Annotated in this window: 25 protein-coding genes and 3 tRNA genes; 13 read left to right on the top strand and 15 right to left on the bottom strand. The window is 59.0% G+C overall.

The genetic code is table 11. The annotated features are described in order from the left end of the window. Positions 1-157: 157 nt before the first annotated feature. The 3 genes from BW974_RS10445 to BW974_RS25600 all read right to left on the bottom strand — a co-directional run bounded on the left by BW974_RS10445 (position 158) and on the right by BW974_RS25600 (position 1,969). Positions 158-970 (bottom strand): ZIP family metal transporter, encoded by an 813-nt coding sequence (locus BW974_RS10445; protein WP_076430056.1) that lies wholly within the window; start codon positions 968-970, stop codon positions 158-160. A 144-nt stretch (positions 971-1,114) separates the two neighbouring features. Then, entirely contained in the window at positions 1,115-1,375 is a 261-nt protein-coding gene (locus tag BW974_RS10450; RefSeq protein WP_076430057.1) for a DUF8028 family protein, read from the bottom strand. Between the two features lie 442 nt (positions 1,376-1,817). After that, a tRNA-Met gene (locus tag BW974_RS25600) sits at positions 1,818-1,969 on the bottom strand. Positions 1,970-2,158: 189 nt separating this feature from the next. On the opposite strand from BW974_RS25600, the gene BW974_RS10455 reads away from it, so the two are divergent. Next, positions 2,159-3,337, top strand: a complete 1,179-nt coding sequence (locus BW974_RS10455) for a DUF7115 domain-containing protein (RefSeq protein ID WP_076430058.1) — start codon at positions 2,159-2,161, stop codon at positions 3,335-3,337. Between the two features lie 20 nt (positions 3,338-3,357). Here BW974_RS10455 and BW974_RS10460 read toward each other — a convergent pair whose 3' ends face one another. Beyond that, positions 3,358-3,714, bottom strand: a complete 357-nt coding sequence (locus BW974_RS10460) for a DUF5830 family protein (protein ID WP_049969790.1) — start codon at positions 3,712-3,714, stop codon at positions 3,358-3,360. A gap of 86 nt (positions 3,715-3,800) precedes the next feature. Between BW974_RS10460 and BW974_RS10465 the strand changes: the two genes are divergently transcribed. Continuing rightward, positions 3,801-4,445: a TVP38/TMEM64 family protein gene (locus BW974_RS10465; RefSeq protein WP_076430059.1), complete on the top strand. Its 645-nt coding sequence runs from the start codon at positions 3,801-3,803 to the stop codon at positions 4,443-4,445. 34 nt (positions 4,446-4,479) lie between these two features. Here BW974_RS10465 and BW974_RS26960 read toward each other — a convergent pair whose 3' ends face one another. The 3 genes from BW974_RS26960 to BW974_RS10475 all read right to left on the bottom strand — a co-directional run bounded on the left by BW974_RS26960 (position 4,480) and on the right by BW974_RS10475 (position 9,154). Further along, positions 4,480-4,602 (bottom strand): HVO_2523 family zinc finger protein, encoded by a 123-nt coding sequence (locus tag BW974_RS26960; RefSeq protein WP_281247673.1) that lies wholly within the window; start codon positions 4,600-4,602, stop codon positions 4,480-4,482. A 39-nt stretch (positions 4,603-4,641) separates the two neighbouring features. After that, positions 4,642-5,880, bottom strand: coding sequence for a hypothetical protein (locus BW974_RS10470; RefSeq protein ID WP_076430060.1), 1,239 nt, complete (start codon positions 5,878-5,880; stop codon positions 4,642-4,644). 193 nt (positions 5,881-6,073) lie between these two features. After that, positions 6,074-9,154, bottom strand: a complete 3,081-nt coding sequence (locus BW974_RS10475; protein ID WP_076430061.1) for an adenosylcobalamin-dependent ribonucleoside-diphosphate reductase — start codon at positions 9,152-9,154, stop codon at positions 6,074-6,076. Positions 9,155-9,504: 350 nt separating this feature from the next. Between BW974_RS10475 and BW974_RS25605 the strand changes: the two genes are divergently transcribed. Beyond that, complete coding sequence (locus BW974_RS25605; protein ID WP_175609663.1) at positions 9,505-9,666, top strand: hypothetical protein; 162 nt, start codon at positions 9,505-9,507, stop codon at positions 9,664-9,666. Here BW974_RS25605 and trpG read toward each other — a convergent pair. The 4 genes from trpG to trpD are packed head-to-tail and all read right to left on the bottom strand — an operon-like array spanning position 9,642 to position 13,499. After that, the gene (trpG, locus tag BW974_RS10480; protein ID WP_076430062.1) at positions 9,642-10,277 is read right to left on the bottom strand and encodes an anthranilate synthase component II; all 636 of its coding nucleotides are present in this window, start codon (positions 10,275-10,277) and stop codon (positions 9,642-9,644) included. The two genes, BW974_RS25605 and trpG, sit on opposite strands and share 25 nt — an antisense overlap. After that, on the bottom strand, positions 10,274-11,854 hold the full coding sequence (gene trpE / locus BW974_RS10485; RefSeq protein WP_076430063.1) for an anthranilate synthase component I: 1,581 nt from the start codon (positions 11,852-11,854) through the stop codon (positions 10,274-10,276). The genes trpG and trpE overlap by 4 nt, the downstream gene beginning before the upstream one ends. After that, entirely contained in the window at positions 11,851-12,498 is a 648-nt protein-coding gene (locus BW974_RS10490) for a phosphoribosylanthranilate isomerase (RefSeq protein WP_076430064.1), read from the bottom strand. The genes trpE and BW974_RS10490 overlap by 4 nt, the downstream gene beginning before the upstream one ends. Beyond that, complete coding sequence (trpD, locus tag BW974_RS10495; protein ID WP_076430065.1) at positions 12,495-13,499, bottom strand: anthranilate phosphoribosyltransferase; 1,005 nt, start codon at positions 13,497-13,499, stop codon at positions 12,495-12,497. The genes BW974_RS10490 and trpD overlap by 4 nt, the downstream gene beginning before the upstream one ends. A gap of 162 nt (positions 13,500-13,661) precedes the next feature. Here trpD and BW974_RS10500 point away from each other — a divergent pair. Then, positions 13,662-13,735 (top strand) — tRNA-Val (locus BW974_RS10500). 217 nt (positions 13,736-13,952) lie between these two features. On the opposite strand, the gene BW974_RS10505 is transcribed toward BW974_RS10500, so the two are convergent. Together BW974_RS10505 and BW974_RS10510 are read right to left on the bottom strand one after the other, a co-directional pair. Then, a complete protein-coding gene (locus BW974_RS10505) occupies positions 13,953-14,621 on the bottom strand; it encodes a DUF7344 domain-containing protein (protein WP_076430066.1) in 669 nt (222 codons plus the stop codon). A gap of 149 nt (positions 14,622-14,770) precedes the next feature. Beyond that, complete coding sequence (locus tag BW974_RS10510) at positions 14,771-15,097, bottom strand: lycopene cyclase domain-containing protein (RefSeq protein ID WP_076430067.1); 327 nt, start codon at positions 15,095-15,097, stop codon at positions 14,771-14,773. A gap of 95 nt (positions 15,098-15,192) precedes the next feature. On the opposite strand from BW974_RS10510, the gene BW974_RS10515 reads away from it, so the two are divergent. Beyond that, a complete protein-coding gene (locus BW974_RS10515) occupies positions 15,193-16,332 on the top strand; it encodes a CBS domain-containing protein (RefSeq protein ID WP_076430342.1) in 1,140 nt (379 codons plus the stop codon). Positions 16,333-16,398: 66 nt separating this feature from the next. On the opposite strand, the gene BW974_RS10520 is transcribed toward BW974_RS10515, so the two are convergent. Beyond that, the gene (locus BW974_RS10520; protein ID WP_076430068.1) at positions 16,399-17,703 is read right to left on the bottom strand and encodes a tRNA pseudouridine(54/55) synthase Pus10; all 1,305 of its coding nucleotides are present in this window, start codon (positions 17,701-17,703) and stop codon (positions 16,399-16,401) included. 372 nt (positions 17,704-18,075) lie between these two features. Between BW974_RS10520 and BW974_RS10525 the strand changes: the two genes are divergently transcribed. The 8 genes from BW974_RS10525 to BW974_RS10560 all read left to right on the top strand — a co-directional run bounded on the left by BW974_RS10525 (position 18,076) and on the right by BW974_RS10560 (position 24,003). After that, positions 18,076-18,357, top strand: a complete 282-nt coding sequence (locus BW974_RS10525; protein ID WP_076430069.1) for a phage repressor protein — start codon at positions 18,076-18,078, stop codon at positions 18,355-18,357. Between the two features lie 259 nt (positions 18,358-18,616). Next, the gene (locus tag BW974_RS10530) at positions 18,617-18,967 is read left to right on the top strand and encodes an undecaprenyl-diphosphate phosphatase (protein ID WP_368275038.1); all 351 of its coding nucleotides are present in this window, start codon (positions 18,617-18,619) and stop codon (positions 18,965-18,967) included. Positions 18,968-19,028: 61 nt separating this feature from the next. Then, positions 19,029-20,234, top strand: coding sequence for a sugar phosphate nucleotidyltransferase (locus BW974_RS10535; protein ID WP_076430071.1), 1,206 nt, complete (start codon positions 19,029-19,031; stop codon positions 20,232-20,234). A 302-nt stretch (positions 20,235-20,536) separates the two neighbouring features. Continuing rightward, positions 20,537-21,448, top strand: coding sequence for a glycosyltransferase family 2 protein (locus BW974_RS10540; protein WP_084186229.1), 912 nt, complete (start codon positions 20,537-20,539; stop codon positions 21,446-21,448). Between the two features lie 64 nt (positions 21,449-21,512). Continuing rightward, positions 21,513-22,109 (top strand): tRNA (pseudouridine(54)-N(1))-methyltransferase TrmY, encoded by a 597-nt coding sequence (gene trmY, locus BW974_RS10545; protein WP_076430072.1) that lies wholly within the window; start codon positions 21,513-21,515, stop codon positions 22,107-22,109. A 67-nt stretch (positions 22,110-22,176) separates the two neighbouring features. Continuing rightward, positions 22,177-22,249 (top strand) — tRNA-Pro (locus BW974_RS10550). Between the two features lie 249 nt (positions 22,250-22,498). Next, complete coding sequence (locus BW974_RS10555) at positions 22,499-23,221, top strand: profilin-fold protein (RefSeq protein WP_076430344.1); 723 nt, start codon at positions 22,499-22,501, stop codon at positions 23,219-23,221. A 77-nt stretch (positions 23,222-23,298) separates the two neighbouring features. Next, positions 23,299-24,003 carry an SDR family oxidoreductase gene (locus tag BW974_RS10560; RefSeq protein ID WP_076430073.1) on the top strand — a complete coding sequence of 235 codons (705 nt, stop codon included), beginning with the start codon at positions 23,299-23,301 and terminating at the stop codon, positions 24,001-24,003. Between the two features lie 75 nt (positions 24,004-24,078). Here the strand turns inward: BW974_RS10560 and BW974_RS10565 are convergent, their stop codons facing one another. Beyond that, positions 24,079-25,791 (bottom strand): hypothetical protein, encoded by a 1,713-nt coding sequence (locus tag BW974_RS10565; protein WP_076430074.1) that lies wholly within the window; start codon positions 25,789-25,791, stop codon positions 24,079-24,081. Between the last annotated feature and the right edge of the window lie 175 nt (positions 25,792-25,966).

The following is a 25,966-nucleotide window of genomic DNA, read 5'->3' on the forward strand; positions in this document are numbered from 1 at the left end:
GAATTCACATCGTTCACGGGTAATGAACAGACCTGTTCGTTCGGTCATCACAGGCTAAAAACCATCAAAACGATTCAAAACCGTTTTTGAGGCCGTTTAATTGGAGTCGGTTCTTCGGAATGTGGGATAAATTCAGAATAAGTTTGGAGAATGAAATTCAGACGAATGCGAGCGGAACCATCAGGAGAATCCCGGCGGAGAGTCCCGAAACGAGTTCACGGTAGCCGTCACCCGGCAATTCCTTGCCGACTTCGAGCGCTTCCGGAATGAACTCGGAGACGACGAGATATATCATGGCTCCCGCCGCAAAGCCAAACCCGATAGGAAGAAACTCCCGTGCGGTTCGAACGAAATAGAACGCGATGACTGCACCGATTGGCTGGGGCAAACTCGAAAAAACCGACCACCAAACCATGCGCCAGTTGCTCACCCCCATCGAACGGAGCGGAATCGAGATTGCGACACCCTCCGGAACGTTGTGAATCGAGATGGCGACGGTCATAAAGATGGCGAGGAGCGGTACCGAAAACCCAAGGAAGGCGATTCCGTCGATGGTTCCGAGGTTCAAATCGGCGAACGAGACGCCGATTGCCACGCCTTCCGGAAAACTGTGGACGGTGAGAATACCGAGGATGAGCACCAGTTTCTTGAAATCCGCTTCCTCGTACTTTCTTGGATTGACTTCCATACCGGAGATGGCGTGGTGACTCACGACGACGAGTCCAGCACCGACCAGTAAGCCAACCCCGACACCGACGAAACTGCCGCCGTTCGCGTTCGAGATGCCCTCGAATATCAGACCGAAAACCGACGCGGAGAGCATAATTCCCGACGCGAGTCCCCAGAGAACGACGTTCCAGCGGTCGCTCACGTCCCTGACGAGAAAAAAAGGCAGAGCACCGATGCCGGTCGCGAAAGCCGTGAGAAGCCCTGCAACGAACACCAGCGAAAGGTTTCCGAGTACGCCCATGGTCGTCGTTGGGTATGCGCGGAGATAGTTCTTATCATAAATACTACTATTTTGGCCTACCTAAAACGAAAACGCGGGTTTCAGCCGACGAATTTTGGGGATTCAGGGCGACTTCCGCTCGACGCGGTTTCTCGAATCGGGGACTCAGTCGAGGTTGTAGCCGTGGCCGACGACGATGGCGACCATATTCAGGGCAAGGAGCAGGGCGAAGGTTGCGGTCGTCGCGGACACGTAACCGTGGTACAGCAGTGGTGGGTAGGCGAACGGAAGCGCCACCGCAGTCCAGAAGCTTAGGAACTGAACCGGGGCGAACAGCTTTCGGGCCGTACTCTCGACGGCGTTGCGGGGGACTGGAAGTTCGAAATCCGATGCGCGGTCGTTCTGTATCGTTGGAGGACCCGACATGATTACTCTGGGATGTATCTCTCGCTACGACTGGAGGGGACATATAACGGGGAGAGTATACAGTGAAATTCACGCGATTTTACCACTCCGATTCGGTTCGCCGACATTTTATAAATCATTTAGAAACCTTTAGACCTTTTACAAACGATTTTGATGCCGTTTTCTCACACGGAAGGTTCGAACGTGTCTGACAGCGTATCATGACCCCAAAATCAGGATTTCCAATTTCGGATTATCGAGGAGTTCTCGTATTGGCCACCTAGTTGTCTGTTCACTCTCTTCGACATACGCCCCGACACGAACCTCGATACAAGCAGAGTCGCACCGTCGGAGTAGAAACAGGTGGCAGTTCTACCGCAGGAACTTCCGTTTTGCCTTCGACTCAGTTCGCTCGCCGAATATCCAAATACTGGCGTTGCTATCGAACTAAATGGATGAAAAATGCCCGGGGAGGGCTCCGAACCCTCGATCTCCGCATGTCCCAGGTTCGAGGCCTGGCGGGGCCTCACGGGCGCATGGGAGGCTTCCAAGGCCTGAGCGCCAAATCTCAGAACCCTATGAGTGCGGCGCTATGTCCAGCTAAGCCACCCGGGCTCAATTACGGGTAGGGATGTGCCACTCTTTAAAGTTCTCATCTTGACCGACGGATGGCACGGGGATACACGCCACGACGGCGACACCGTCTCCCGACTTGCGCCACATTTAATGATACATTTATTACTGGTTTTGTCTGTGTCGTGTTCACCCGGCGGTTTTAAGATACGGGCCTGACCAGTTCCCTGCATGAGCGTACCGGGAATCGTCCAGTCCAGTCTCGGAGACGAACACGTCGCCGCAAAAGTACCGCTTGGCGGAGAGGATACCCTCTTCGTCACGCCCTCTCGAACACTTATCTACCGCGCCGACGGTCTGCTGAGCGACGAATCGGTCGAAGAGTATCCACACAGTGCAGAACGGATTTCCGTCGCCGAAGGACGACGGAAATCAACCATCACCCTCGATTACGGTATCGACGGCGAGGATTCCTTCAAAATCCCGTCGAAACGACTTCACGATGCACTGCATCCCGTCATCGCGGGCGTGCTGAACGGTGCGGGCATCACCGACGCGAACGAACAAGTCACCCAGACCTACCAGTTCAGCGAACTCACTCTCGTCCTTACCAGCGCGCGCGTCGTCAAACACGTCGGGGAAGCGATTTGGGACCAAGATTTCGAGCAGTTCCACTTCGCCGACGTGACCAGCCTCGATGTCGAAGAAGGAACCGTCTCCTCCCAAATCATCATCGAGGCGAACGGTCGCCCACAGCGAATCAAAACCCCGAGCGACCGAACCCGAGAAGTCCGCGAGCGTATCGAACAGTCACTTCTCGCCTACCACGACGTCGGCAGTTACGCCGAGTTCGAGGAGACGGTCGCCCCCGCCGAGGAACCCGAACCGGAAGCCGACGAAAACGTCTCGTTTACCGAGGACGACGACGTGTTCGGGGGCGGTGTCGAACCGCTCAACGCGAATCCACCCGAACTCGACGACAGTGGGAAAATCGTCGAAGACCCGCTCGGCGAGGGCGAAGCTGAACGAGTTTCCGCTGAGTTGGAGGATACAGACCACACGACGCCCGGATCGGGAGTCGCATCGACGGAAACGACGACGGAGTCACGACCAGCCTCCTCCGGTTCGGCGACCGAATCGGTCGCCGAACCGGAAGCCGAGGCGCTAGAAATCGAACAACGAGAGGCTCGAACGCAGGAATCCGAATCCGGCGGAGCCGCCACACAGGAAGCCGAAGCCACGACCGGTTTTGCCGACTCCGGCTTCGAATCCGCGAGCGAGCGGTTGGACGACCCGGTGGAGGCACAACTAACAGCCCTCACCGAAGTGGTCGAGCGACAGAACGAACTGCTCGAACGACAGCAACACACTATCGAGCAACTCATCGAGGAACTGTCTCACGGTCGATAACGGTTCTTTGTCGCGAAAACTCACTCCCTGCCCGTCACCTTTCGAATGCAAGACGAGCCGAACGGCCCGTGTTCGCCTGCATCGAGTTTCATGAAGTAGCCCGTCGAAATCCCGGTGCCACAGCGCCGACAGGAAAAGTCACCTTCCTTGGTCACCACGTCGCTCTCGAATCGGAGGTAGCCACCGCCTTGCGGTCGGATGATTCCGTTTTCGCGCTCGATGACGCCGCGTTTTTCGGCCTCGTCCAAAATCGTCCGGGTCAGGGCGGGATTGGTTGTCACCGTCTCGATGCGGTCTACCGCTTCCGCAACAGACAGTTCGGGATGTTCCAGTTTGCTCAACAGTTCCACCCCCAGCGCGACGGTGTCCTCGTCCATCGATTACGAATCCCACACGAAGCGGATTAAACGTTGCGCGCTCGGGTGGAAAGACCTTAGCCCCCTCCCTTGCTACCTACGGGGGAATGGCATTCACGAAGAGTCGTCGGCATCTCACTGCATTCGCAGTCGTCGGGCTGGTGGCTCTGGCTGGCGTTTTGCTCTCGCCGACGGTCGTCTTCGAGCAGGTCGAGCGCGTGACCGAAAACCCGTTCCTCGCTGGCGGATTCTTTCTCGTCGTCTACCTCGTCCGCCCGTTTTTCGCGTGGCCGACGACGGCGGTTGCGGCGGCGGTCGGCTACGTTTACGGGCCGGTCGTCGGGATTCCTGTCGCGCTCGTTGGCGCGACCATGAGTTCCTGCGTTCCGTTCGTAGGTGCGCGGTATTTCGGCATCGAGGGCGGAATGTTCGGACGCATCGGTAAGTCCGGCGGCCGCTTTTTCGAGACGACCGGCGACCTGCGGGGAATAATCGTCTCTCGACTCTCCCCAGTGCCCGCCGACGCTATCTCGGCGACGGCGGGCTTGTCCAACGTCTCCCCACGGGCGTTCGTCATCGGGACGACAATCGGAGAAGCGCCGTGGATGATTGCGGCGGTACTCGCCGGAAGTTCCTTGGATTCGCTTTCGGTGAACGAACTCGGGAAGAACTGGCCCCTCGTTGCGGCGCTGGGACTCGTCGCGCTCCTCCTGTTGGCTGGGCCAGCGTACCGGCATTTCAAGGATAAATGAAGAGATGCCGGATGAACGCCGTGAAACCGCAAAATCAGTAAAACGTGTCAGAGCAGTCGTAGACGACGCCGTGTTGCGGACAGACGTACTTGCAGTGGCGGTGGGACATCGACTCGCCACAGAGCGGGCAGGGTCGTCCGTTCGCTTTTTCTGCCATAGGAGAACTACCGGATTCGACCGATTTGACTGTTTCCCCTCATGATGACCATCGAGATTTGATTAACAGCAGACCGCCAACACACCACAGGATGACTGCGACGAGGACGACGAGAACGTGGAGTTCCGAAACCCAGAACGGGAGCGCGACAGCGTGTCGCGCTCCCGTAAGAAGCGTGGAGAGAACTGGAACGTCTGCGTTGCGGTCGCCGAGCACGTTTCTGCTCCCGCTTTGATACGGTTGTCCCGCGGATTCCTCGAACGGAATGCGGTCGGCTTCGTAAGGAAGATTTGGAACGTTGTAACTAGTAACCACGCTTCCGTTCCGCGTTATTTCGACCACGCGATTGTTCCGGCTGTCCGTGATGAGGGTGTTCCCGTTCGGCAGACGGTCGGCATCGCGCGGCCAGTCGAAGTGAATCCCGCCCGCTTCGTACACTATCCACGCTGTTTCCCACTCGCCGGTCGATTCGTTTCTGTGCAGTTCGACGATGCGGTGATTTTCGGAATCCGCGACGACAACTGCACCGTCCCCGAGCCACTGCGGATTGTGTTGCTTGTTCAGCACGTCCGGGTCGCGGTTTTTGTTGATTACTTCGACCACGCCCTCTCCGCGTTCGATGACGAGCAGTTGATTCGTGTTTCGAACCGAAACGAGGTAGCGCCCGTCGCCGATTCTATCCACGTCGTTGATGTGGAGCCAGTCGGTTCTGGTCGGGTCGGGCGGTTCGTCGTAGTACTGACTCGCGTTCCAGGTCCACGACCGCTTTCCGGTCGAGAAGTTGTACGTGTAGATGCTTTCGTACTCCATATCCGCGACGAGCAGTTCACCCGATGGAGTCATCTCCGCGTCGTGAACCTCGCTGTCTTTCCGGGTTCGAACCGGGTAGCTCCACTCACCGACGATTTTCGGATTTGGGTCTGGGTCGATGAACCTGACGCCGGTTCGTTTGCAGGGTGCGGGAAACTGACCGCACCGCTGGTAATTGCCGTCCGCGTGGGTCGCCAGCACAGTTCCGTTGTCGAGCATCGACACGTCCTGATAGCTGATGGCGTTCCCGATTCGCCACAGTCTCGTTCCGTTGCTGTCGAGTTCGACTACACTTCCGCCCCATCCCGGCCCTTGCACGCCGACGAGCGTCGTCGTCGCGTTCGAATCGGGAGCTGTTATGCTCGTGTTCGGGGCGAGTGCCCAACTCGCCCCGAACGCCAATCCGACGAGTAGAACGCCAGATAGGACGAGAAAGAGGCCGTTCCGGAAATCACTCCGCGATTTCATTCCACATTCCTCGCTTCTGACACCGTCTTCGAAATATCATCCATTCCGTTCCCCTGCATTCGTCCCCCGTGTAACTCTCTTTCAGACAATGTCTCTACACTTGTGGGTTCCGGCCGTCTCGAATACACCCAAACCGGTAAAATACAGAAACAGCAGAATACGCGAAATCGGTTAGAAAGACCCTACACGCCGTTTACGAGCACTCGCTCCAGCCACAGGACTCGCAGGTCTTACAGCCTTCGGAGAAATAAAGCGAGAGCGACCCACATTCCGGACATTCCGGACTCTCACCCGCGTCGATGAGCGATTGAGAGGCGTCTTTTTCCGTCTCGACTGCGCCGCCGTCGGTTTCACCCTCGTCCGCCGTCTCTTCGAGCGTCTTCTGCTGCGGGATGCTCGTGCGCTCGATTTCGCCGTCGAGGTAACGCCGCATCGCCACGCCGATTGCGTCCGGGATGGAGTTGATTTGCTCGCCCTTGTCCCACGCAACTTTCGGACTACGAATGCCTTGCAAGTCGGACGCGATTTCGTTCGGGTCAACGCCGCTCCGGAGGGCGTAGCTGATGACCTTCGCCAGCGCCTCGGTGAAGGAGTTGGTGAACCCACCGGAGTTGCCGATGGTTGCGAACAGTTCGAACGGTTCGCCGGATTCGTCCTCGTTGATGTTCACGTACATCTTGCCGTAGCCAGTGTCGATGCGCTGCGTGACGCCGTGAAGTACGTCCGGACGCGGACGCTCTTTGGCGTAGGCTCCGCCGGTGACACCGTCTTCGGTCAGACTGGACAGTTCGTCGCCGAGTGCGGCCTGCACTTCTTCGTTCTCGATGAAGCCTTCGATGCCGCCGAAGACCGCTTCAATCTGCTCTGCGATGGTTTCCGCGGCCTCGTCCTCGTCGGCGAACTCGGCGTTGTCGGCGCGCGTGGTGAGAACCTGTTTCGAGCGCGTACCGTCGCGGTACACCGTGACGCCTTTTCCGCCGTGGTCGTAGATGTAGCGGTACACCTCGTCCATGTCCGCCTTGCTGGCGGAGTTCGGGAAGTTACAAGTCTTCGAGATTGCCGAGTCGACGCCCTGCTGGCAGGCACACTGCACCGCAGCGTGCTGTTTGCCGGTGAGGTCACCCGTCACGACGAACAGTTCGCCGATAGCGTTCGGGACGGTTTCGAGTCCCTCGACGCCCGAGAACTGGTTGGTCGCCATCTGCTCTTGGGCTTCCTGCTTGACGGCATCCACGTCGATGTCGTTCGCCTCCAATGTGCGGAGGAAGTAGTCGTCGAACTCCACGAGCATCTCGTCGCCCTGTACGTCGTCGGAGACGTTCTTGTAGTAGGCGACGTTGTAAATCGGCTCACAGCCACCCGTGGTGTTGCCGACCATCGAGGTGGTTCCTGTTGGCGCGATGGTGGTCGTGTTGTGGTTCCGAACAGAGAAACCGTCCTTCCATTTTTCTGGATTGAGTCCGGTCTGCTTTTCGAACCACTCGGGGTACTCCGTCGGGTTCGCGTACTTCGAATCGCCCCAATCGTTGAACGAGTCGCGTTCCTCGGCGAGTTCGTGGGAGGCCCACTTCGATTCGTGATTGATGTGAGTCATCAACTGCTGGGCGATTTCATTGCCCTCGTCGCTTCCGTAGCGAACGCCGAGTTGGATGTACAACTGGGCGAGTCCCATGATGCCCAGTCCGATTTTCCGCATATCTCGAACCTTCTGTTCGATTTTCTCGACCGGGAAGTCGGACATCGTGACGACGTTTTCGAGGAATCGTGTGCCGTAGTCGATGCGGTAGTCGAACTCGTCCCAGTCGATGGCGTCGCGGAGGAAGGCGTCCACGGCTTCCGACAGCGACCCGTAGCTGTCGCCGTTCTGCTCGTACCAGACGCGCCAGTCCGGGGCGTCCGTGTCGGCGAGCGTCGAGAGGTTGATGTGGCCGAGATTGCAGGCTTCGTACTCTTCGAGCGGCTGTTCGCCGCACGGATTCGTCGCCAGAATCCGGTGGTCTGGATGCTCCTCCACGTCGAAGGAGTGTTCCTTGTTCACCCGTTCGAGGTAGATGACGCCGGGTTCGCCGTTCTCCCACGCCCCTTCCACGATGCGGTTCCAGATGACGTCGGCGGGAATCGAGAGCACTTCGCCGGGCGTGACGTAGTCGCCGAGGCCGAACATGTCGTACATTTCCTCGGTGTGTGCGGTGGCGACGTGCGGTTCCTCCGTGCGCGGATTGGTGAAGACGAACTCCTCGTCGTTGTAGAGCGCGTCCATGAAGTCGTCCGTGACGCCGACGGAGATGTTGAAGTTAGAGAGATGGCCCTCGGCGGCGTTGCGGAGGTGTTTCGGGACGCGTCCATCCTCGTCGATGAGTTCGCGGGCTTCCGCCAGCGCGTCCTTAAACGACGTGTGCGTGTAGTCGTCGGGGTCGTTCAGGCGGAGCGTGTTGGCGAGGCTCACGTCCTTGTTTTTGGCGTGAATGAACTGGATAACGTCGGGGTGTGAAACGCGCATGACGCCCATCTGTGCGCCGCGTCGGGCACCGCCCTGCGCGATGGTTTCGCACATCTGGTCGTAGGTGCGCATGAACGTAATCGGGCCGGAGGCGATACCGCCCGTCGAACCGACTGCGTCACCGTACGGTCGGAGTTTCCAGAAGGCGTAGCCCATGCCACCGCCGGACTGGAAGACCTCTGCGGCCTCTTTCGCGGTCTGGTGAATGTCCGTGATGTCGTCGCCCGGCGAGTCAACGAAACAGGCCGACAACTGCTGGAGTTCGTCGCCAGCGTTCATCAGCGTGGGCGAGTTCGGGATGAACGACAAGTTTTCCATCAGGTCGTCGAACTCGTCTCGCACCGACTCGACGTGCTCCGCGATGTCCTCAGGAAGTTCCGGAACGACCGTCTCGTAGGCGAACTTGTTGACGTTGTAGACCGAGAGCGCCGTTTCGGCGTCGTCCTCGGTGGTCGTTCCCTTGCCGAACACTTCGGCGGCGAGTTCGTCGCGGCGCGGGTGACCGGGTTTCAACTGCTCGGGCGTAACCGTGATTTCGGTGTCCTGCTTTTCGGCCTCGTAGACTGCTTCCGCGAGCGCGATGTTTTTCGCGACGCGCGGGAACAGGTCTTCCTGCGACTCAACGAGATTGCCGTCGGCATCCTTGCGGAGATAGCGCGCCGGGAGGATGTTCTGGTACGCGTTCCCCGTCATTCGGTCTTCGAGGGTGTCGCCCTTTGTTCGTTTGACCGGGAGGGTGACTTCGTCGGCGTCCGTCTCGTGCGCGCCGCTCATACGAGCGTCACCACCGCTGTTTCACTACTCTGCGTGGCGATTCGCCACTCGTCGTGTGCGTAGAACCGTTTCATTCGTAACGAAGAATCCATTTGTCCCATCCCCAATTAACTTTACTTTCCCTATCCCAAGTTTGTTTGCATAGTGACGCCTCTACACTCCGTTTTTCGCCTGTTACAGAGTAAGACGCCAAGGACTATAAGAGTGTTCAGACCGGAGCGAAAGTGACCGATATGATTGAATTTCCCATAGTAAGGAGTGCCTACACAACTGCAGTCTTGTGATTTTCCACTACAATCGAACCAGACACCACCGATACGTTTACCACTCAGTACGCAGTCATTTCGGATATGATACCTCTCGCAATCGAACCAGTCGGTGTCGCCGCTGTGGTCATCGGAATCATTCTCCTCATCGTCGCCGTTCGCTTCGCCGTCGCGCTCATCTGGCGTCTCGGCGTCATCGCCCTCCTCGTCGTCGCCGCGCTCTACGCGGCGGGCGTGTTGGTGTAACGCACGAGGAAGTTCTCGATTATTTCCCTCCCACACGCAGTGAGAACGCTCTCCGGATGGAACTGGACACACTCGATTGGGTGTTCGCGGTGGCGAACACCCATCACCAGTTCGTCGCCGTCGTGAGTCGTCGTCGCGCTTACTTCGAAACAGTCCGGCACGGCGGTCGAAACGAGTGAATGGTATCGTCCCGCCTGAAATCCCTGTTCGATGCCGTCGAACACGCCGATTCCATCGTGTTCGACCGGAAACGCCTTGCCGTGAATCGGTTCCGGGGCGCGTCCAATCGTCCCGCCGTAGACGTGTACTGCGGCTTCCAAGCCCAGACAGACGCCCAGCGTCGGGATTTCGGGCGACAGTTCGCGCAGAACGTCGTTCGTAACGCCCACGTCTCGCTCGTTTTCCGGATGTCCGGGGCCGGGACTGATGATGATTACATCCGGATTTTTGTCTCGAATATCGTCAAGCGAGGTCGTGTTTTTCACGACCTCGGTTTCGACTGCTGAAACCGAATCCGCACCGGATTCTTGTGCCCTGAGCGCTTCTTCGGCGTACTCTACGAGGTTGTAGGTGAACGAATCGAAGTTGTCCACGAACAGTACGCGAGTCACCGGGACACCTCCATTTTTTGTTGGGATTCCGGCTCGCGTTCCATCGTCTCCAGCGCGGATAGCACGCCGCCCATCTTCTGTTCGGTTTCCTCGAACTCGGCGGTCGGGTCGCTGTCCGCGACGATTCCCGCGCCCGCCTGTACCGTGACTGTATCCCGCTCGCCCGCTTGCCCGTGCTCAATCGTCGCGGTTCTGATGACGATAGCGAAGTCGGCGTCACCAGTCCACGAGATATAACCGACGCCGCCGCCGTACACGCCTCTCGGGGTTTCTTCGAGGTCGTGGATTATCTCCATCGCGCGGATTTTCGGCGCGCCGGTCAGGGTACCTGCGGGGAAGGTCGCCCGCACTGCGTCGAAGGCGTCACAGTCCTCTGCCATGGTTCCCGTGACGGTGCTTTCGATGTGCTGAACGTGGCTGTACTTGATGACGTTCATGAACTCTTCGACGCGGATGCTTCCGGATTCCGCCACCCGTCGAACGTCATTGCGGGCCAAATCCACGAGCATCGCGTGTTCCGACCGCTCCTTTTCGTCCGCGAGCAGTTCGCCCGCGAGTCGCCGGTCTTCCATCGGACTCCCGCCGCGCGAACTGGTTCCGGCGATGGGGTTCGAGACGATTTTACCGTCCCGAACCGACACCAGCGTCTCCGGACTCGCACCGACGACGGTTCTGTCCCCGTAGCTGAGAAGGTACATGTACGGCGAGGGGTTCACTTCGCGCAGAGCAGAATACAACCCTCGCGGGTCGATTTCGCCGCGGATTTCCCGTTTTCGTGAGATGACACCCTGATAGATGTCGCCAGCGGAAACGTGTTCTTTTGCCCGGCGAACCGCGTCCTCGTATTCGTCCTGTGCCCCGGCAGTCTCTTCTTCCGGTCGATACCCGCCGAAGTTCAGTTTAGACGCAGATTCGAGCGTCTCGGCGATGCGGTTCGCTTCCGCAACCAGTTCGTCGTACACCTCGCCCGAGGTGTCTTCCGGGGAGACGAGGGGGGTACACACTAGCGAGAGCGAGTCTTCGACGTGGTCGAAAACGAGGGTTTTCGTGTTCAGGACGAACTGCGCATCGGGCAGTTCCGTCTCCGGATGCTCGATTCCCTGTTCTTCCAGCCAGAGGTCGTACACCGCGTCGTAGGCCAGAAAACCGACCAGACCGCCCGAAAAGCCGTCCCGATTCGGGAATCCTCGTCGTTCAACGTCGGGGAGCGAGTTCCGAAGTCTGTCGAGAATATCGCCCTCGTCATCTCGGCCGCTGGCAACCACATCGTTCCAGTCCTCGTCCAACACCTGCATCTCTGTTTCGTTCGATTCGACTGACACGACCGCTTTCGGGTCGTAGCCGACGAAAGAATAGCGTGCACGGCGGTCCGCGGTTGCGGTCCCGGTGGGTTCGAACGCCCCGTCCGGGTCGGAGGACGCGACCTTGTCGGCACTTTCGAGGAGGAAATCGTACTCGTTTCCGCCGAGTGCGGAGTAGGCGGTCAGCGGGTCGATGTCCACGTCCAGTTCGGTTTCGACGTGAACCACGACCGACCGGTCGCTGTCGGCGTGGGCAACGAACTCGTCTCGATTCATCGTTGTAGAACTGGCCCCGATTTCATTTGTTGGAGTTTCGCGTTCCTGACGAACGATTCGACGGCGGAGTGGTCTTTCTGGCCGCCGCCCGATTCGACCCCGCTCGCAACGTCCACGGCGAACGGTTCGACCGCCTCAACCGCATCGGCGACGTTGTCGGGGTTCAACCCGCCCGCGAGAATGACAGGAGAATCGAGAGAGTTCGCGAACTCCCGTGCGCGCTCCCAGTCGTGGGTTTCGCCAGTTCCGCCCGCTTTCCCGGCGTCGAGGAGGAGTGCGTCGGCAACCGTGTCGTAGCGTTCCGGATTTTCGGTCTTCGCGTCGATGGCGCGAATGACGTTCCCGTCGATGCTGGACGAGAGATAGGCGAGGTCGCCGACGCCCATCCCGTGAACCTGCACGGCGTCGGGTTCGATAATCTCGGCCAGTTCGACCGCTCGTTCGGGCGTTTCGGGCATCGTCACGAGCACCGTCGTCACGAATGGCGGAACTTCCCGTGCGAGTTCGGCGGCCTGCAGTGGGTCGATTTCCCGCGGCGAATCGACCGGCACGTCTACAAGCAAACCAATTGCGTCCGCGCCCACGGAGACGGCGGCGCGCAGGTCGTCTTCCGCCGTCAGACCGCAGATTTTCGCTCGAGTCATGCCGAGACGGCCCTCGTCATCAGGTCGAGCTTTTCCGCCGCGCTACCGGAGTCGATTGCCTGCTCGGCTTGCTCGACGCCGTCCTCCAAGGACGAGGCGCGGCCGGAGACGTACACCGCGGCCCCGGCGTTTGCCAGAATGATGTCCCGTTTCGCGCCGCCGACTGTGCCTTCCACGATGCCGCGGAGGTCGCGGGCGTTCTGCTTGGGCGTGCCACCCGAAACCGCAGACACGTCGTAGCGACCGACCCCGAGGTCTTCGGGCGTGAGCGTGTACTCGTTGATTTCATCGCCTTCGACCTCCGCGACCGTCGTTTCGTCGTGGATGGCGATTTCGTCCATTCCCGACCCGTGAACCACGAGAGCGTGGGAAACGTCCATGTGAGCGAGCGCACGGGCTAGCACGGGAACGAGGTCGGGGTCGTAGACACCGACGACCTGCGCGTCGGCCCCGGCGGGGTTCGTCAATGGTCCCAAGACGTTGAACAGGGTTCGCATGCCGAGTTCCTTTCGCGGGCCGATGACGGCCTTCATCGCGGGGTGGAACACGGGCGCGAGCATGAAGCCGATTCCCTGTTCTTCGATTGCGCGTTCCACTGCTGGCGGTTCCGAATCAACCACGACGCCGACTTCGTCCAGCACGTCAGCACTGCCGGACGAAGAGGAAACCGAGTAGTTGCCGTGTTTGGCCACCGGGACGCCCGCGCCGCTGGCGACGATTGCGGAGGTTGTGGAGACGTTGATGGTATCGTAGTCGTCGCCGCCCGTGCCGCAGGTGTCCACCAGCGGGGTTCGGTCGGGGGAAATCGTCCGCGCGGCGTCGCGCATGCCCTGCGCGAAGCCCGCGATTTCGGTTTCTGTCTCCCCTTTCGCGCGCAGTCCGGTGAGGAGCGCGCCGATTTGGGCGTCGGTCGCGCCGCCGAAGACGGCGCTCGCCGCGTCTCGGGCCTGTGTGAGTGTGAGGTCGTGTCCGGTGGTGACGTGTTCGATGTAGTCCTGCATAGTGGAACACCAATGAACTGATTCGTGTTGTAATGCACAAATTCGTACACTCACTTAAAGCTGTCGCCAGCCGTGGGCGAAATAAAACCGGGTTACGGCGTTCGATTTCGAAACCTTCAATTACCCATGCGGCCAACGAAGAAATGCGCACAGAGGCCGACTGGGTTTGTGGTCTAGTTGGTTATGACACCTCCTTGACATGGAGGAGGCCGGCAGTTCAAATCTGCCCAAACCCATACTTTTCCGCGCTACTAACCGACGAGCGAAGCAAGTCGTTTGTACAATCGAATATATATCGCCGAATCGTGAGAATTCCACTACTGATTATTAGCGTTCACTGGGAGCACGATTTTGCAGAGTGGTTTCCATTCTGGACAGTCGTTTAGGCTACACTTCACTCAGGCAATAGCTGCCGCTCTCCGGACACGATTTTATAAAAAGAGATTCGAGGAACTATTCGCCCGAAATATCCGGTGCCTGTTCGCCTGTCGAGGGCGCATGTCGGGCGTCGTAGGTGTGGGCAACTGCGACGAGCGTGAATGCGACGACCACGAGCAAGGCGAGGGCGATGTCGGCGATTCCGGCGAGAAGCGGTAGTTCGAGCCATGCTCCGGTAAGCACGGCAAATCCGGCGACTGCGATTCCGAGGTATCGTTTGCACCACGAGATGTCGTCCCGTGTGTTGGTTTCGAGATAGGGGTCGAGTTGTTCGGCGGCAGTGGCGAGTTCGACGATTCCCCGGTTTTGGTTGTAATCTACGATTCCTGCATCATCCAGTTTCGGGAGGTGGGATTGGTAAAGAGCAGTGTAAACTCGTTTTCGCTCGGCGGCGGAAATGGCATCGACTGTGGTATCGTTTTCCCACGCCGCGACCTGCTCCGCAAGGTCGCTCAACTGGACGGTTTCCTCGGCCTGCTTCAGATAGTGCAGGGCGTACCGTCGGCGCTGATTTTTCAGTACGTCGAAGACCATATCGCGGGAGAGGGGAGCATCCCGTTGCTCCCGTGACCCGTTCGATTCGAGTATGTCTGAAACGTGTTCGGCCACCGTTGAGTCCGATTCGCTCGATTGATTATCGGCGTCACTGCTCCCCGTGCCAGAGGAGTCACCGATTGTGCTCATTACTTCGCCACCCCTTGCTCGTAACCCAGCATGGATTAGAACATTGCCGGGTTTGTTCTTTGTTATTCACCATTTACCAGCCGTAAACGGGTGGTTACGAAAGCCAGCATTCCGTTCGTATCTCGCCGCAGTCTGGCGGTAACCACCAATTACTGACCGGTTTCTCCCCGTTCCGTTACCCGGTGTAGATTTTCGTGGACGCCGATGACGAGCGCGGGCACTACAATGATGAACAGATGTTCTTCGAGCGGAATCCCGGCTACTTCGATGCCAGTTCGGAGCGGAATGGAGAAGACACCGATGGTTAGCGTGTACCAGTCCCAAACGTAGCCGAGGGGATACAACGCGATAACCGTCTTGCCTGCACGGGACAGAGCGTCGGCCCGAAGGAGTAACCAGAGCGCAACCGACCCGAAAACGACCTCGGTGGCGAGGTAGGTGTACGAACCGAACACCGCACCAATGTCAGGAAACACAGGAAATCCCTACGCGTTGTATCTCCAAAAAGCCACCAGAAATGGCCGTTCTGCGACAAAGTTCAAGAGCAATGACCGCGTCATGGAAACTGCCGATGGATATCTCTGACATTGCGACCACTGACTACTTCGAAATCGAGGCCGAAGAGCGACTCGGGAAAGCGCGCTCGATATTCGAAGAAGAAAACCCGAAGGGCATCGTGGTCACCGAAGCGGGAGAGTACGAAGGCGTCATTACGCAGAAACAGCTTTTGCAGTCACATATCGAAGACCAGACCAAAGTGGCGACGCTGACGAAACCCGCACCGAAAATCGACCTACACGACGACGTGCGCGAAGTCGCTCGCGCCCTCGTCGAAGGCGGGAGCAAGGTCGCACCTATCTTCGAGGGAGACAAACTTTGGGGAATCATCGACGAGGACATGATTCTCAACGGCGTTCTCGACAACTTAGACGCGCTCACCGTCGAGCAAATTTACTCCGAGAACCCCGTCACGATTCCGGAGGACGCAACCCTCGGGCGCGTCATCAACCTCATGCGCGAACACAGCGTCTCCCGCCTCCCGGTCGTGAACGACGACGGTTTCCTCACCGGGATGGTGACGACCCACGACATCGTGGATTTCGTCACCCGAAACGAGGACAAGCCGACGACGGGCGAGCGAACCGGCGACAGCGACCGAATGTTGGACCTGCCGGTGTACGACGTGATGAACAGTCCCGTCGAAACCATTTCGCTCGATACGACGGTCGAGGACGCGGTCAGGAAGATGTTCGAGATGAACTACGCCGGACTCGTGGTCACGCCGGACGACGACCGCGTGGTTGGCGGCGTCGTCACGAAAACCGACGTGCTTCGCGCGCTCACCTACACCGAGGAAGACCACATGGACGTGCAAATCACGAACATCAACCTCCTCGACACGATCTCCCGACAGACCATCCGAGAGAGCATCCAGGAAATCACAAACAAATATCAGGATATGCAGGTGCGCCACGCACACGTTCGATTCCACGAACACAAGGAGAAACTCCGTGGCACGCCGCTCATCCAATGTAAGATTCGCCTCCGAACCAACCGCGGACAGGTCGCCGGGTCGGGCGAAGGCTACGGCGCAGAACAGGGATTCAACGTCGCCCGCGATACGCTCGAACGCAACGTCCTCGAACTGAAAGGCGTGCAGAGCGACCGCGAGTACGAAGGCCAACTGCTCCGAAAACTCAACGAACTGTAACGACGTAGGTCACGTCGAAGACCGTTCGTTCCGGAATCGACCCAATTTTTCTTTTTGTCTTTTAGACTACTCTCGAAGGTATTCGTCCTCGTCGAACGCCTCGTCTTCGCCTTCCACACCGATTACGTCCAGTGCGGTCACTTCGGTATCCACACCGAGCAGCCCCGCCAAACTCGGTTCCGTCCGGCCGTCGTCGCCGCTGACGAGTTCCTTGATGTAGAGGCCACCTTCGCCGTGAATCTCGACTTCGCCGTGGGTTTCGTCGTCCAGATGGCCGTCGATGTCGTACACTTCGCGCACGCGAGTCAGGTTCGCTCGGCGGTGGTCAACCCGGTTCGGGGTGTACTGTTCGATAGTTGCACCCCGCAGTTCTGCGATTGCGTCGTCGAGTTCCCCTTCGGTGACGGGTGCGTCGAACTCAACCTGCGCGCGGTAGGTTTTACTCGCGTCGAGTTCCTTCACGCGTTCGACCATTTCGTGCGTAGCGAGGCGAAGCCCCTCGACTTCGGCCTGTTCGTCAGCGAACTCGTTGATTTCTGTTTCGAGCGTCTTTGTGTCGGGGGTACGCTGTTTCGGCTTCTTGATTTCGATGACGAACGGGCGGCCCGTTCCGAGCATCAGGGCGTCTACGTCCTCTCGGCCCGCACCGTGGAACAGAGCCTCTTTGCCCTCCATCGCGTCGAGAACCGGGGGCGTCGTCAGTTCCTCCACGCTCTTGCTGTAGAGGTAGCCGTCGCCGCCGCAGTAGTCACAGGGTTCCTCGCCGCCGCCTTCGGCGAGTTGTTTGCCCGACCCACCGCACTCTCGGCAAGGCCACTCGGTCTGTGGGATGTCGCGCTCCAGTTTTCGGTAGCGCCCGAAGACGAAGGCGGGATTGATTTGTACGTCCACGTCGCCGCGTTCCAGATTCAGGAGGGCGAGCACGTCGGGGCGGTCGAAATCGACCTCGGTTTCCGTTAGTTTGCCGACGCGCTTGCCGACTTCCCGGTTGTACTCGGATTTGAACAGTTCGCCCGTATCCTCGGGCAGGTCGGCCAAATTACGGAGCAGCGCCTCGTTTTCCTCGATGAGTGGCGGGGTTCGCGTCCCGACTTGGTACGTCTCGAAGTCGATTCCGGAGAGGGCCGCTGCGACTTGCTCTGCGTATTTTTCGAAATCGTTCGTGAGTCCTTCGCAAACCCAACACTCTTCGCCCGATTCATCGAAGCCCTCGAAATCCTCGTCGTCCTCCAGCGCGACCGCCATGCGGAGCGAGTGGCCGCGTTCGGTGTTCGACAGGCCGAAACTCCGGTCTGCGAACTGGCGACCGAGGCAGGCGTCGCACACCGGCCCCTCGTCGATGACTCGCCGCGCCGCGGAAAGTACGTCCATGTTGCTTCCGTGGGAGTCACGCGATAAACCGGTTTCCGATTCAGTTGGCCTTCAAATGATCGGCGTCTTGGTCAAATAGTTCGTCACAAGGAAAGTACCCGCATCGAGTGTCGCTTGGCTCGGCCCTCAATCGACCGAACCGATGCGGGTGTGGCGGTCTGTTCCTGTACCGGATGGACAGGTGGACAGACGACACGCGCGGAGACAGACACCGATTGTGATTGAGTGGTGTGGTGGTGCATTCCCATGTCGTCTCTCGACGACCTGTCTCCGCATTCGACTGTTCACAGGTTGGTAACTTATGGATTACTTATAGGAACTTATACATTCCCCGTCGGTACAGTGATACTGCCGCCACCCACTGTCGAGGGTATGCGACGACACGCGGAGTGGATGGCACACGCCGACGAGCGAATCGTGGAGTTTCTCGCCGACTACGGCAACCACCAACCGTCGCAGATTACCGACGGCTTGGCCGAACTCGGCCCGGAGATGGACTACCACCCGAAATACGTCGGGCGGCGCTGTCGCACCCTCGCGGCTTACGGCCTCCTACGGAACCTCGGCAACGGACTCTATCAGGTCACCGACGAGGGCAGAGCGTACCTCGCGGGCGAGTTGGACGCGAGCGAACTGACCCGAAACGACGAGTAGGTCCGACGGATACGGCGTGGTGTGGAGTGTCCATTTCAGAGAAATAGTCGTAATCGACTATAAAAGAACTAGCAAACGACAGTCATCTGGACGGATTGGACTACTTTCGTTCGCTATTTTGTTTTCGTTCCCGTCCGCTTCGCTTTCGGTCCGAAATCGTCCTTAGCCGAACCTGTACCACCTGCATCGTGGTGGGCACACCCCGGAGCGCGAATCACCCACGTTCCTTGATGCAGTATTTGTCGGGGGACTGCAAGGAATCGCCATCTTACCCGGCATTTCGCGCTCGGGGACAACCACCAGTATGCTCCTCTTCCGGAGCTTCGACGGCGGGTCGGCGTTTCGGCTGTCGTTCCTCCTTTCGATTCCTGCCGCGTTCGTCGCAGGAGCGCTGGCGGTACTGGATTCCGGCGTTCCAACGATTGCCCCATCCGCAGCGGTCGCCGCAATCGTCTCCAGTGCCGCCGTCGGCTATCTCACTATCGGCGGCCTGCTTCGGGTGGTCGAACAACTCGCATTCTGGGTGTTTGTGTCGGCCTCGGAACGCTGGCGGTGTTGGGCGGGCTTATCGTCGCGGCGTGATTTTTCGCTCGTTCTAATGCCATCTTAACGCGAACACGGAGAGAGAGCGCCCCGAACGCTGAAATCGGAGGTCGTTGACGTTGTTCTCTATGACAGCCAGTTCTGCTGTCGTGTTGGCGGCGGGGGAAGGGAAACGACTTCGACCACTGACTCGACATCGACCGAAACCGATGCTTCCTGCGGCGACTCGTCCGATACTGGAACACGTCCTCGACGCGCTCGTGGAGGCGGGAGTGAGACGAATCCATCTCGTCGTGGGATACCGCGGAAATCGTGTGCGCGACCACTTCGGTTCGGAACATCGCGGAGTGGGAATCAACTACGTCGAACAGGACAAACAGCTCGGAAGTGGGCACGCGCTTCTCGCCGCCCGCGACGAGGTCGAGGACACATTCCTCGTCGTTGCGGGAGACAAGATAATCGACTCGAAGACCGTTTCGGATGTTCGCGATGCATTCGAGCGCGCCGACTCGACTGCTGCAGTCGGCGTCGTAGAACGCAACGACATCGGCGAACACGATGCCGTTTTACTGGATGGAACGCGCGTTCGGAAAATTGCGGAATCGCCGGGAAACGAGCATCGTCTACTCGATTCGGGCGTCTACGCTGTTGACGAGCGAATCTTCGACGCCATCGAAGCCACGCCGACCGTCGCGGGCGAGGTGTCGCTTCCGGACACGCTTTCCCGTCTCACCGACGTGGATGTCGAAATCCATGGTGTCCGAACCGACGGTCTGTGGGTCGATACAACCCATCCGTGGGAGTTGCTCGACCTAAACAGGGAACTGCTCGTTCACGAACGGATGAGCGACCCGCAAAACGGAGAGCGCCGAGACGAACGCGTTTGGGTCGCGGACACTGCACGAGTTCACGATTCGGCGGTGCTTCAACCGCCGGTCGTCGTCGGTTCCGACTGTGACGTTCGTCCCGGTGCAGTCGTCGGTCCATTCGTCTCGCTCGGGCAGCATTCGATAGTCGGTTCGAACGCCGTCGTCCACCATTCCGTACTCGATAGCGACACCCGAGTTGGTGCGAATGCAACCCTCGTAGACTGTGTCACCGGCCGCAGCGTCCGTCTCGGTGCAGGATGTACGATACCCGGCGGCCCCACCGACGTTCGCTTGAACGGTAACATCTACGAAGACCAACAACTCGGCGCGCTCCTCGCTGACCGCGTCCACGTCGGAGGCAACGCAAGCTTCGAACCGGGGACGCTCGTGGGGTCTGGCGTGCGTATCAGCACCGGAGTTTCGGTGTCTGGAACCGTAGAAGAACGGGCGACAGTCATCAATTAGTGACCGCTACCTGCCACAATTTTTATACTCGGTTCCGGAGTAGCGTCGTCTACAATCAGGTCTGAATTGGGTCGAAATCGGGTATCGAAGAGCGACTGCGGTGCAGTAGCGTGTTACATGATACGAACACAGGACGGACGAATCGGGAACCAGCGTATCGACGATGAGCAACAGGAACACGACAGCATATCACGAAACGTTCATTCGGACGACAGTGTGCCGAGAGGACACGTATCAGGCGTCACGAGTAGCGTGTTTGCGGAACCGAAGGGGCTATAAGCGTGCTAGAACAGTCTGATGATATGGCTTCCGAGCGGCCGTTTGTCTCTGTCATCATCCCCGTATACAACGACCCAAGGGGGATTCGGATGACTCTCGATGCTGTCACGAATCAGACGTATTCTTCCGAGGGGTACGAGATACTGGTCGCCGATAACGGATCTACTGACAACACCAGAGATGTCGTTCGGAAATACGCAGAACGGTTTCCCGACCTCGTTCATCTGCTGGTCGAAGACGAAGTACAAGGCCCTGCGGCCGCACGCAACGCCGCAATCCCGCAAGCGAAGGGGTCGCTGTTGGCGTTCATCGACGCCGACATGACCGTCGAGGAGACGTGGCTCGAAGACGCCGTCGCGTCGATGGAGTCGAACGATTGGGACTACATGGGCTGTAACGTCGAAATCTACATCGAAGACGGCAAGGATACGCTTACTGCAAAGTACAACCAGATTTTCGGCTTCCCGATTCGGCGGTATATCGAAGACCAGCATTTTTCCGGAACCGGTTGTCTCGTCGTTCGAGATACTGTGTTCGACGAAGTCGGCGATTTCGACGAACGACTGTTCTCCGGCGAAGACCAAGAGTTCGGCAATCGGGTGTACGACGCCGGATTCGACCAGCATTATCAGCCTGCGATTACGATGTACCATCCCGCCCGGTCGTCGCTTCCCGAACTGCTGAAAAAACATTTCCGACTGGGTCGCGGTCGTGCCCAGATGCAGCGATACCATCCCGAACGTGTCGAAAAGCCGAGTTTGTTGAATCCGCGAAACTACCTTCCGCCGCATCCGATTCGATTTTACCAACGTGTCACATCCTCGGCATCGCTGGAGTGGCACGAACTTCTCCTTCTCTTTTTCATCGCGTACCTGAAACGCCTTTCCGCCACGGCAGGATGGGTGTACGAGCACTTTAGCGAAGACGACGGGTAGACGCGAATCGCTTTCCAGCCCGGATTCAGCAAGCGACTTACGCTGTCGTGTTCAGGCTTCGACCATGCGACAGTTCATCGTTCTCGGCCACGACGCCCCGACGACACCCGATTTCTCCTTGGACGACCTCGCCGGTTCGGCAGGACGACTCGACGCTCTCTGTCGATGCGTCAACAGCGCGTTTTTCCTCTCGCACGATTTCCGTAGCGACGTGCGTCTCTTTCTCGTCCTCCAAGACGAACTGACGATTCGATTCGAAGGGAGCGAACTCCGCCGGCTCAACCCCGACGAGCGAAGCACCGCGGCCCTGATTCGGAAAGCGTTGGAAGCGAAATCGGAAGCTATCGGCCACATGGAAGCCGAGAGCACGCCCGGCGTCCACATCTCGAAGCGTGATTTCGAGGCGGTTTTGGACACGGCCGGCAAAAACGCCACCGTCATCGAACTGCACGAGGACGGCAGTCCCGTGGTCGATGTCGAACCGCCCGAAAACCCGCTGTTCGTTCTCTCCGACCACGGCGATTTCACTGACGAGGAGGCCGACCTGCTGGCGGAACAATCAGACCAGCGCGTCCGATTAGGGTCGAAACTCCTACACGGAAATCACGCGATGACGGTGGCCCACAACTACCTCGACACCGCGGGATACGCCGACTACTAGTCGATACCGGCGACAGACGCCATAATTCCGGAACCGTTAAAGGCGGCTATCGCCATTTCAAACGTGCGGGCCGGTGGGGTAGCCTGGTATCCTTCGGCCTTCGGGTGGCCGTAACCGCGATTCGAATTCGCGCCGGCCCACTTTTCCCGCAACGCAACAACGACGAACGACAGAGAGGAGTCTGCGTTGCGGGAAAGGGTCGCACGCGATTCGAGCCAGCAAGACGCACGCCCGCGGAACGACCGAAGGGAAGTGAGCAGGAACGTCTTGCCCAGTTCGAATTCGCGCCGGCCCATTTCTACCTCACGACGCTATTTAACGAGCGACAGCGAGGAATCCCCCAACCTGAGACACCACCGTTATCTCCCGCAGGTTCCTATCCAAACAGAATGACCGAGGGAATCGACTTCGACATCGTGGAAACCGACCGCGTCGCCGAGGAACGAGATGCGGTCGTCTCGGCGGTTACGCAACACGCGGGGGAAATCGCGCGCGAACTCGCGCTCTTGCAGGGCGGCGATTACGGCCAAGCGACCTTCGACACGAACGCCGGGGAGTGGACGGTAAAATACGAGGCCGGCGACCTCCAATACCTGCGATTCAAGGGCAAATCGGGCGGCGAAACATACGTCGTCTCGGCTAAACAACCGCCAGACCCGGACGACCTCGCGGAGGCGATGCTGGATTACGAGGCGTTCGTGCGGGCGTACAACCGCCACGTCGAATCGAAAGAGGGCGTGCTGGACGGCGTAGAAACCGACTTTCCGCCGGTTTCTACGACCGATTCTGTCGTTTCGGAGCGCGACCATATCGTCGGTCGAATCCGCGACATCGCCGACACGATTGCTGGCGAACTCCACCGATACGACGGCGTGGATTACGGCACCTTCACCACGCGAGTCAATGGCCAACGATGGGAGTTGAAACGCGAGCACAGTTCCGTCTCCTACCTCCGCGTCGGCGGGCAGAGCGGCACCTACCTCGTTTCGCAGTACGAACCGCCGTCCGCGCCGGACGTTCGCGAACTCGCGGACGATTTCAGGGGGTTCGTGGAGGCCTACAACGACCACGTTGACGAGTTGGAGGCCGACCTGTCGAAGGTTTCTCTCTGATTCGAACGGCAGAATCAGAAACGGCCGATTTTCGCCCGTTTCCGAACGAACAAGCAGACATCCACCGATTCACCGATATGGACGAACAAAAAGTCGCAATCGTCACCGCGGCGGGTCGCGGCATCGGCGCGGAGTGCGCTCGAACACTCGCAGACGGCGGATACACGCCCGTTTTGCTATCGAAGTCCGGTTCGGCGGTCGATGTCGCGGAAGACGTGGGCGGCGTTGGATTCGAAGGGTCGGTCACCGACCCGAACGACCTCTCTGCACTCGTAGAGGCCGCGAACGAACGATACGGTCGCATCGACGCCGTAGTGAACAACACGGGCCACCCGGCAACTGGCGATCTGCTGGACATTTCGGACGAGGAGTGGCACGACGGACTCGACCTCGTGCTGTTGAACACGGTTCGAATGGCGCGCTTGGTCACTCCGCTCATGAAAGAGCAAAATGGCGGCGCGTTCGTGAACATCTCCACGTTTTCGGCGTTCGAACCAAGCAGTGACTTTCCGGTTTCGTCTGTTCTTCGCGCCGGACTCGGCAGTTTCACGAAACTCTACGCCGACCGATACGCAGAACACGGGATTCGAATGAACGCCGTGCTACCGGGATTTGTAGACAGCTACGAAGTGGATACCGAGACGAGAGACCGGATTCCGATGGGGCGACCCGCGACCACCTCCGAAATCGCAGACACCGTCGCATATCTTCTCTCCCCCGCGGCGAGTTACGTGACCGGGCAGAACATTCGTGTGGACGGCGGCCTTACTGACAGCGTTTGATTATTACAGCCCTCGTCACGTTCGAAGACCCAGACGAAACCGCCTGTTGGTTTGCCAGCAAAACTGAGACAGAAGTTACTCCGATTCGTTCCCCGAAGCAGTTTCGTTTTCACCGCTCTCGACAGCATCGGTTTCCGGTTCGGGCGTTGGTTCCGATTGTTCAGTCGCTGGAGACTGTTCCGTCGTCGGCGCTGGCGCTTCCGTCGCGGGTTCCGACGTTTCTTCAGGCGGTTCCGCAGTGGTTTCTGGCTGGCGCGCTGTCGTGTCCGATTGTTCCGTTTGCGGAGCGGATTCGTCCGTCGCGGCCGTCGTCTGCTCGCTCCCTCCCTGCTCTGCTGTCGTTTCGCTCGTCGTCTCGGTTCCGTCGTCCGGGCGAACTTCTTGCAAACAGGTGTCCAGATTCGGCGGTCGCTTCGAAATCGTCGGTTCGGTAGCGTTCGCTTCGAACGCGCTTATTTCAGTAATTGCGAAGCCAGCGACTCCCGCCACGTCGCCGACGTTCGATTCGTCGATTTCGGTTTGACCGCTCACCGGCCCGATTTCGTTGTAGGAAGTCGCAAGGCCGTCCGGCGCGTACCACGTCGTGCTGATAGTGATTCGTTCGAACTCGCCGGTCACCCGCGCTCGGTCGCAGGCGAAAAATTCGATACGACTCCCTTGGTCGTCTTCCGTCGGTTCACTGTCGCCCTCTGTCGATTCGTCGCCGTTTTCCGTCGGTTCACCGTCGTTCATCGGTTGCTCGTCGTTATCTTGGTTCATTTCAAAATCGTCCGGGTTCATCCGTTGTCCGTTCAAAAACACCCTCGCGCCGCGACCGACTCTGAATCGTTCTATTTGGCCGGAAAAGCGGTAGGCATCACCGCCGCCAGCGACCGCACCGCGGACGCGGCGGCCCGAAATCCGGTCCGTCCGGTCGATGGTGACGTGGCGGTTCGCGATTGGCGCACCGCCGCTGTCTCCGGTTTTTTCTACCTGCCCCCCGACGACGAACTCGTATCGGGTCGGGTTTCGAGGGACTCCGCCGACGATGACGAGATGGTTCGGCAGGCCGCCGTTTGGCGGTTGTTCAGTTGGCGAGTTCTCCGGCGTACTTCGCTCCCGACACCACGGCCCCGCGAAGGGGTTGTCCGCGGTGAACTTCGCGGCCTGTCCGGGTGTCCGTAACGTCCGCGTATCGACGCTCACGGAGTCGATGGCGAACGGATAGGGTTCGTGTTCCGCTCGCGGATTGAGAAGCGTCGTTCCGCGAATCGGGCCGTCGAACAGCCAGTTGGTTCCGAGGCCGTCCTCGTCCCAAAAACTCGTGTGTAATCGGACGCTGCGGAAATTCCCCGTCACGCGTGCGGTAGTGCAGTTCAGAAATTCGATTGGCGTGTCCGCTTCCGGGGCGTCTCCGAGGTCGGCGGGTGCGACCCGCCGACCGTTCAGAAACACCGAAACGTCGTTCGTTCGACTCGCCGACGAAGAAACCCGGAATCGGACGATTCGGCCGGTGAACCGATAGGCGTCTCCGCCACCGGCAATCGCCCCGCTCGCGTGAGTTCCGTCGCGGGAAATCGTATCCTCGTCGTCTACGGTAACGTGGCGGCCGCTGATTGGTGCACCACCGCTCTCTTCGCTTTTTTCGAGGCGACCGCTCACTGTCACCGCGTATTCGATGACGTTCCGCGGACTGCCACCGAAAACGACGATGTGGTTCGTCTGCTGTCCGCTCGTCCGGATTCCGCCGACGCTTACGAGGCCCGCCGTCGCCGAGAGGACGCCGCGACGACTGACGCGAGATTCCATGAGTCGTTCATCCAAATTCGAGATGAACCGGGATAAAACGCGAGAATCGTTCGACCCGATGACTCGGTAGCAACGTCGGATTACTGGGTCAACGAACCGACACGGATTGGGTACGTCACACCTACCGAATCCACAGGTGACAAACGAGACGAAGACCGGAGTGCCTTTGCCGCCG

The organism is Haladaptatus litoreus (genome assembly GCF_900156425.1).
In the GTDB taxonomy this organism is placed as follows: Archaea; Halobacteriota; Halobacteria; order Halobacteriales; family Haladaptataceae; genus Haladaptatus; species Haladaptatus litoreus.

Coding starts and splice junctions, on each gene's coding strand:
- BW974_RS10535 (WP_076430071.1), top strand. CDS start 19,029: ATGACAGCCAGTTCTGCTGTCGTGTTGGCGGCGGGGGAAGGGAAACGA.
- BW974_RS10540 (WP_084186229.1), top strand. CDS start 20,537: ATGGCTTCCGAGCGGCCGTTTGTCTCTGTCATCATCCCCGTATACAAC.
- BW974_RS10525 (WP_076430069.1), top strand. CDS start 18,076: ATGCGACGACACGCGGAGTGGATGGCACACGCCGACGAGCGAATCGTG.
- BW974_RS10515 (WP_076430342.1), top strand. CDS start 15,193: ATGGATATCTCTGACATTGCGACCACTGACTACTTCGAAATCGAGGCC.
- BW974_RS10460 (WP_049969790.1), bottom strand. CDS start 3,714: ATGGACGAGGACACCGTCGCGCTGGGGGTGGAACTGTTGAGCAAACTG.
- trmY (WP_076430072.1), top strand. CDS start 21,513: ATGCGACAGTTCATCGTTCTCGGCCACGACGCCCCGACGACACCCGAT.
- trpE (WP_076430063.1), bottom strand. CDS start 11,854: ATGAATCGAGACGAGTTCGTTGCCCACGCCGACAGCGACCGGTCGGTC.
- BW974_RS10505 (WP_076430066.1), bottom strand. CDS start 14,621: ATGAGCACAATCGGTGACTCCTCTGGCACGGGGAGCAGTGACGCCGAT.
- BW974_RS10560 (WP_076430073.1), top strand. CDS start 23,299: ATGGACGAACAAAAAGTCGCAATCGTCACCGCGGCGGGTCGCGGCATC.
- BW974_RS10565 (WP_076430074.1), bottom strand. CDS start 25,791: ATGGAATCTCGCGTCAGTCGTCGCGGCGTCCTCTCGGCGACGGCGGGC.
- BW974_RS10450 (WP_076430057.1), bottom strand. CDS start 1,375: ATGTCGGGTCCTCCAACGATACAGAACGACCGCGCATCGGATTTCGAA.
- BW974_RS10490 (WP_076430064.1), bottom strand. CDS start 12,498: ATGACTCGAGCGAAAATCTGCGGTCTGACGGCGGAAGACGACCTGCGC.
- BW974_RS10475 (WP_076430061.1), bottom strand. CDS start 9,154: ATGAGCGGCGCGCACGAGACGGACGCCGACGAAGTCACCCTCCCGGTC.
- BW974_RS10455 (WP_076430058.1), top strand. CDS start 2,159: ATGAGCGTACCGGGAATCGTCCAGTCCAGTCTCGGAGACGAACACGTC.
- BW974_RS10445 (WP_076430056.1), bottom strand. CDS start 970: ATGGGCGTACTCGGAAACCTTTCGCTGGTGTTCGTTGCAGGGCTTCTC.
- trpD (WP_076430065.1), bottom strand. CDS start 13,499: ATGCAGGACTACATCGAACACGTCACCACCGGACACGACCTCACACTC.
- BW974_RS26960 (WP_281247673.1), bottom strand. CDS start 4,602: ATGGCAGAAAAAGCGAACGGACGACCCTGCCCGCTCTGTGGCGAGTCG.
- BW974_RS10465 (WP_076430059.1), top strand. CDS start 3,801: ATGGCATTCACGAAGAGTCGTCGGCATCTCACTGCATTCGCAGTCGTC.
- BW974_RS10555 (WP_076430344.1), top strand. CDS start 22,499: ATGACCGAGGGAATCGACTTCGACATCGTGGAAACCGACCGCGTCGCC.
- BW974_RS10520 (WP_076430068.1), bottom strand. CDS start 17,703: ATGGACGTACTTTCCGCGGCGCGGCGAGTCATCGACGAGGGGCCGGTG.
- BW974_RS10470 (WP_076430060.1), bottom strand. CDS start 5,880: ATGAAATCGCGGAGTGATTTCCGGAACGGCCTCTTTCTCGTCCTATCT.
- BW974_RS25605 (WP_175609663.1), top strand. CDS start 9,505: ATGATACCTCTCGCAATCGAACCAGTCGGTGTCGCCGCTGTGGTCATC.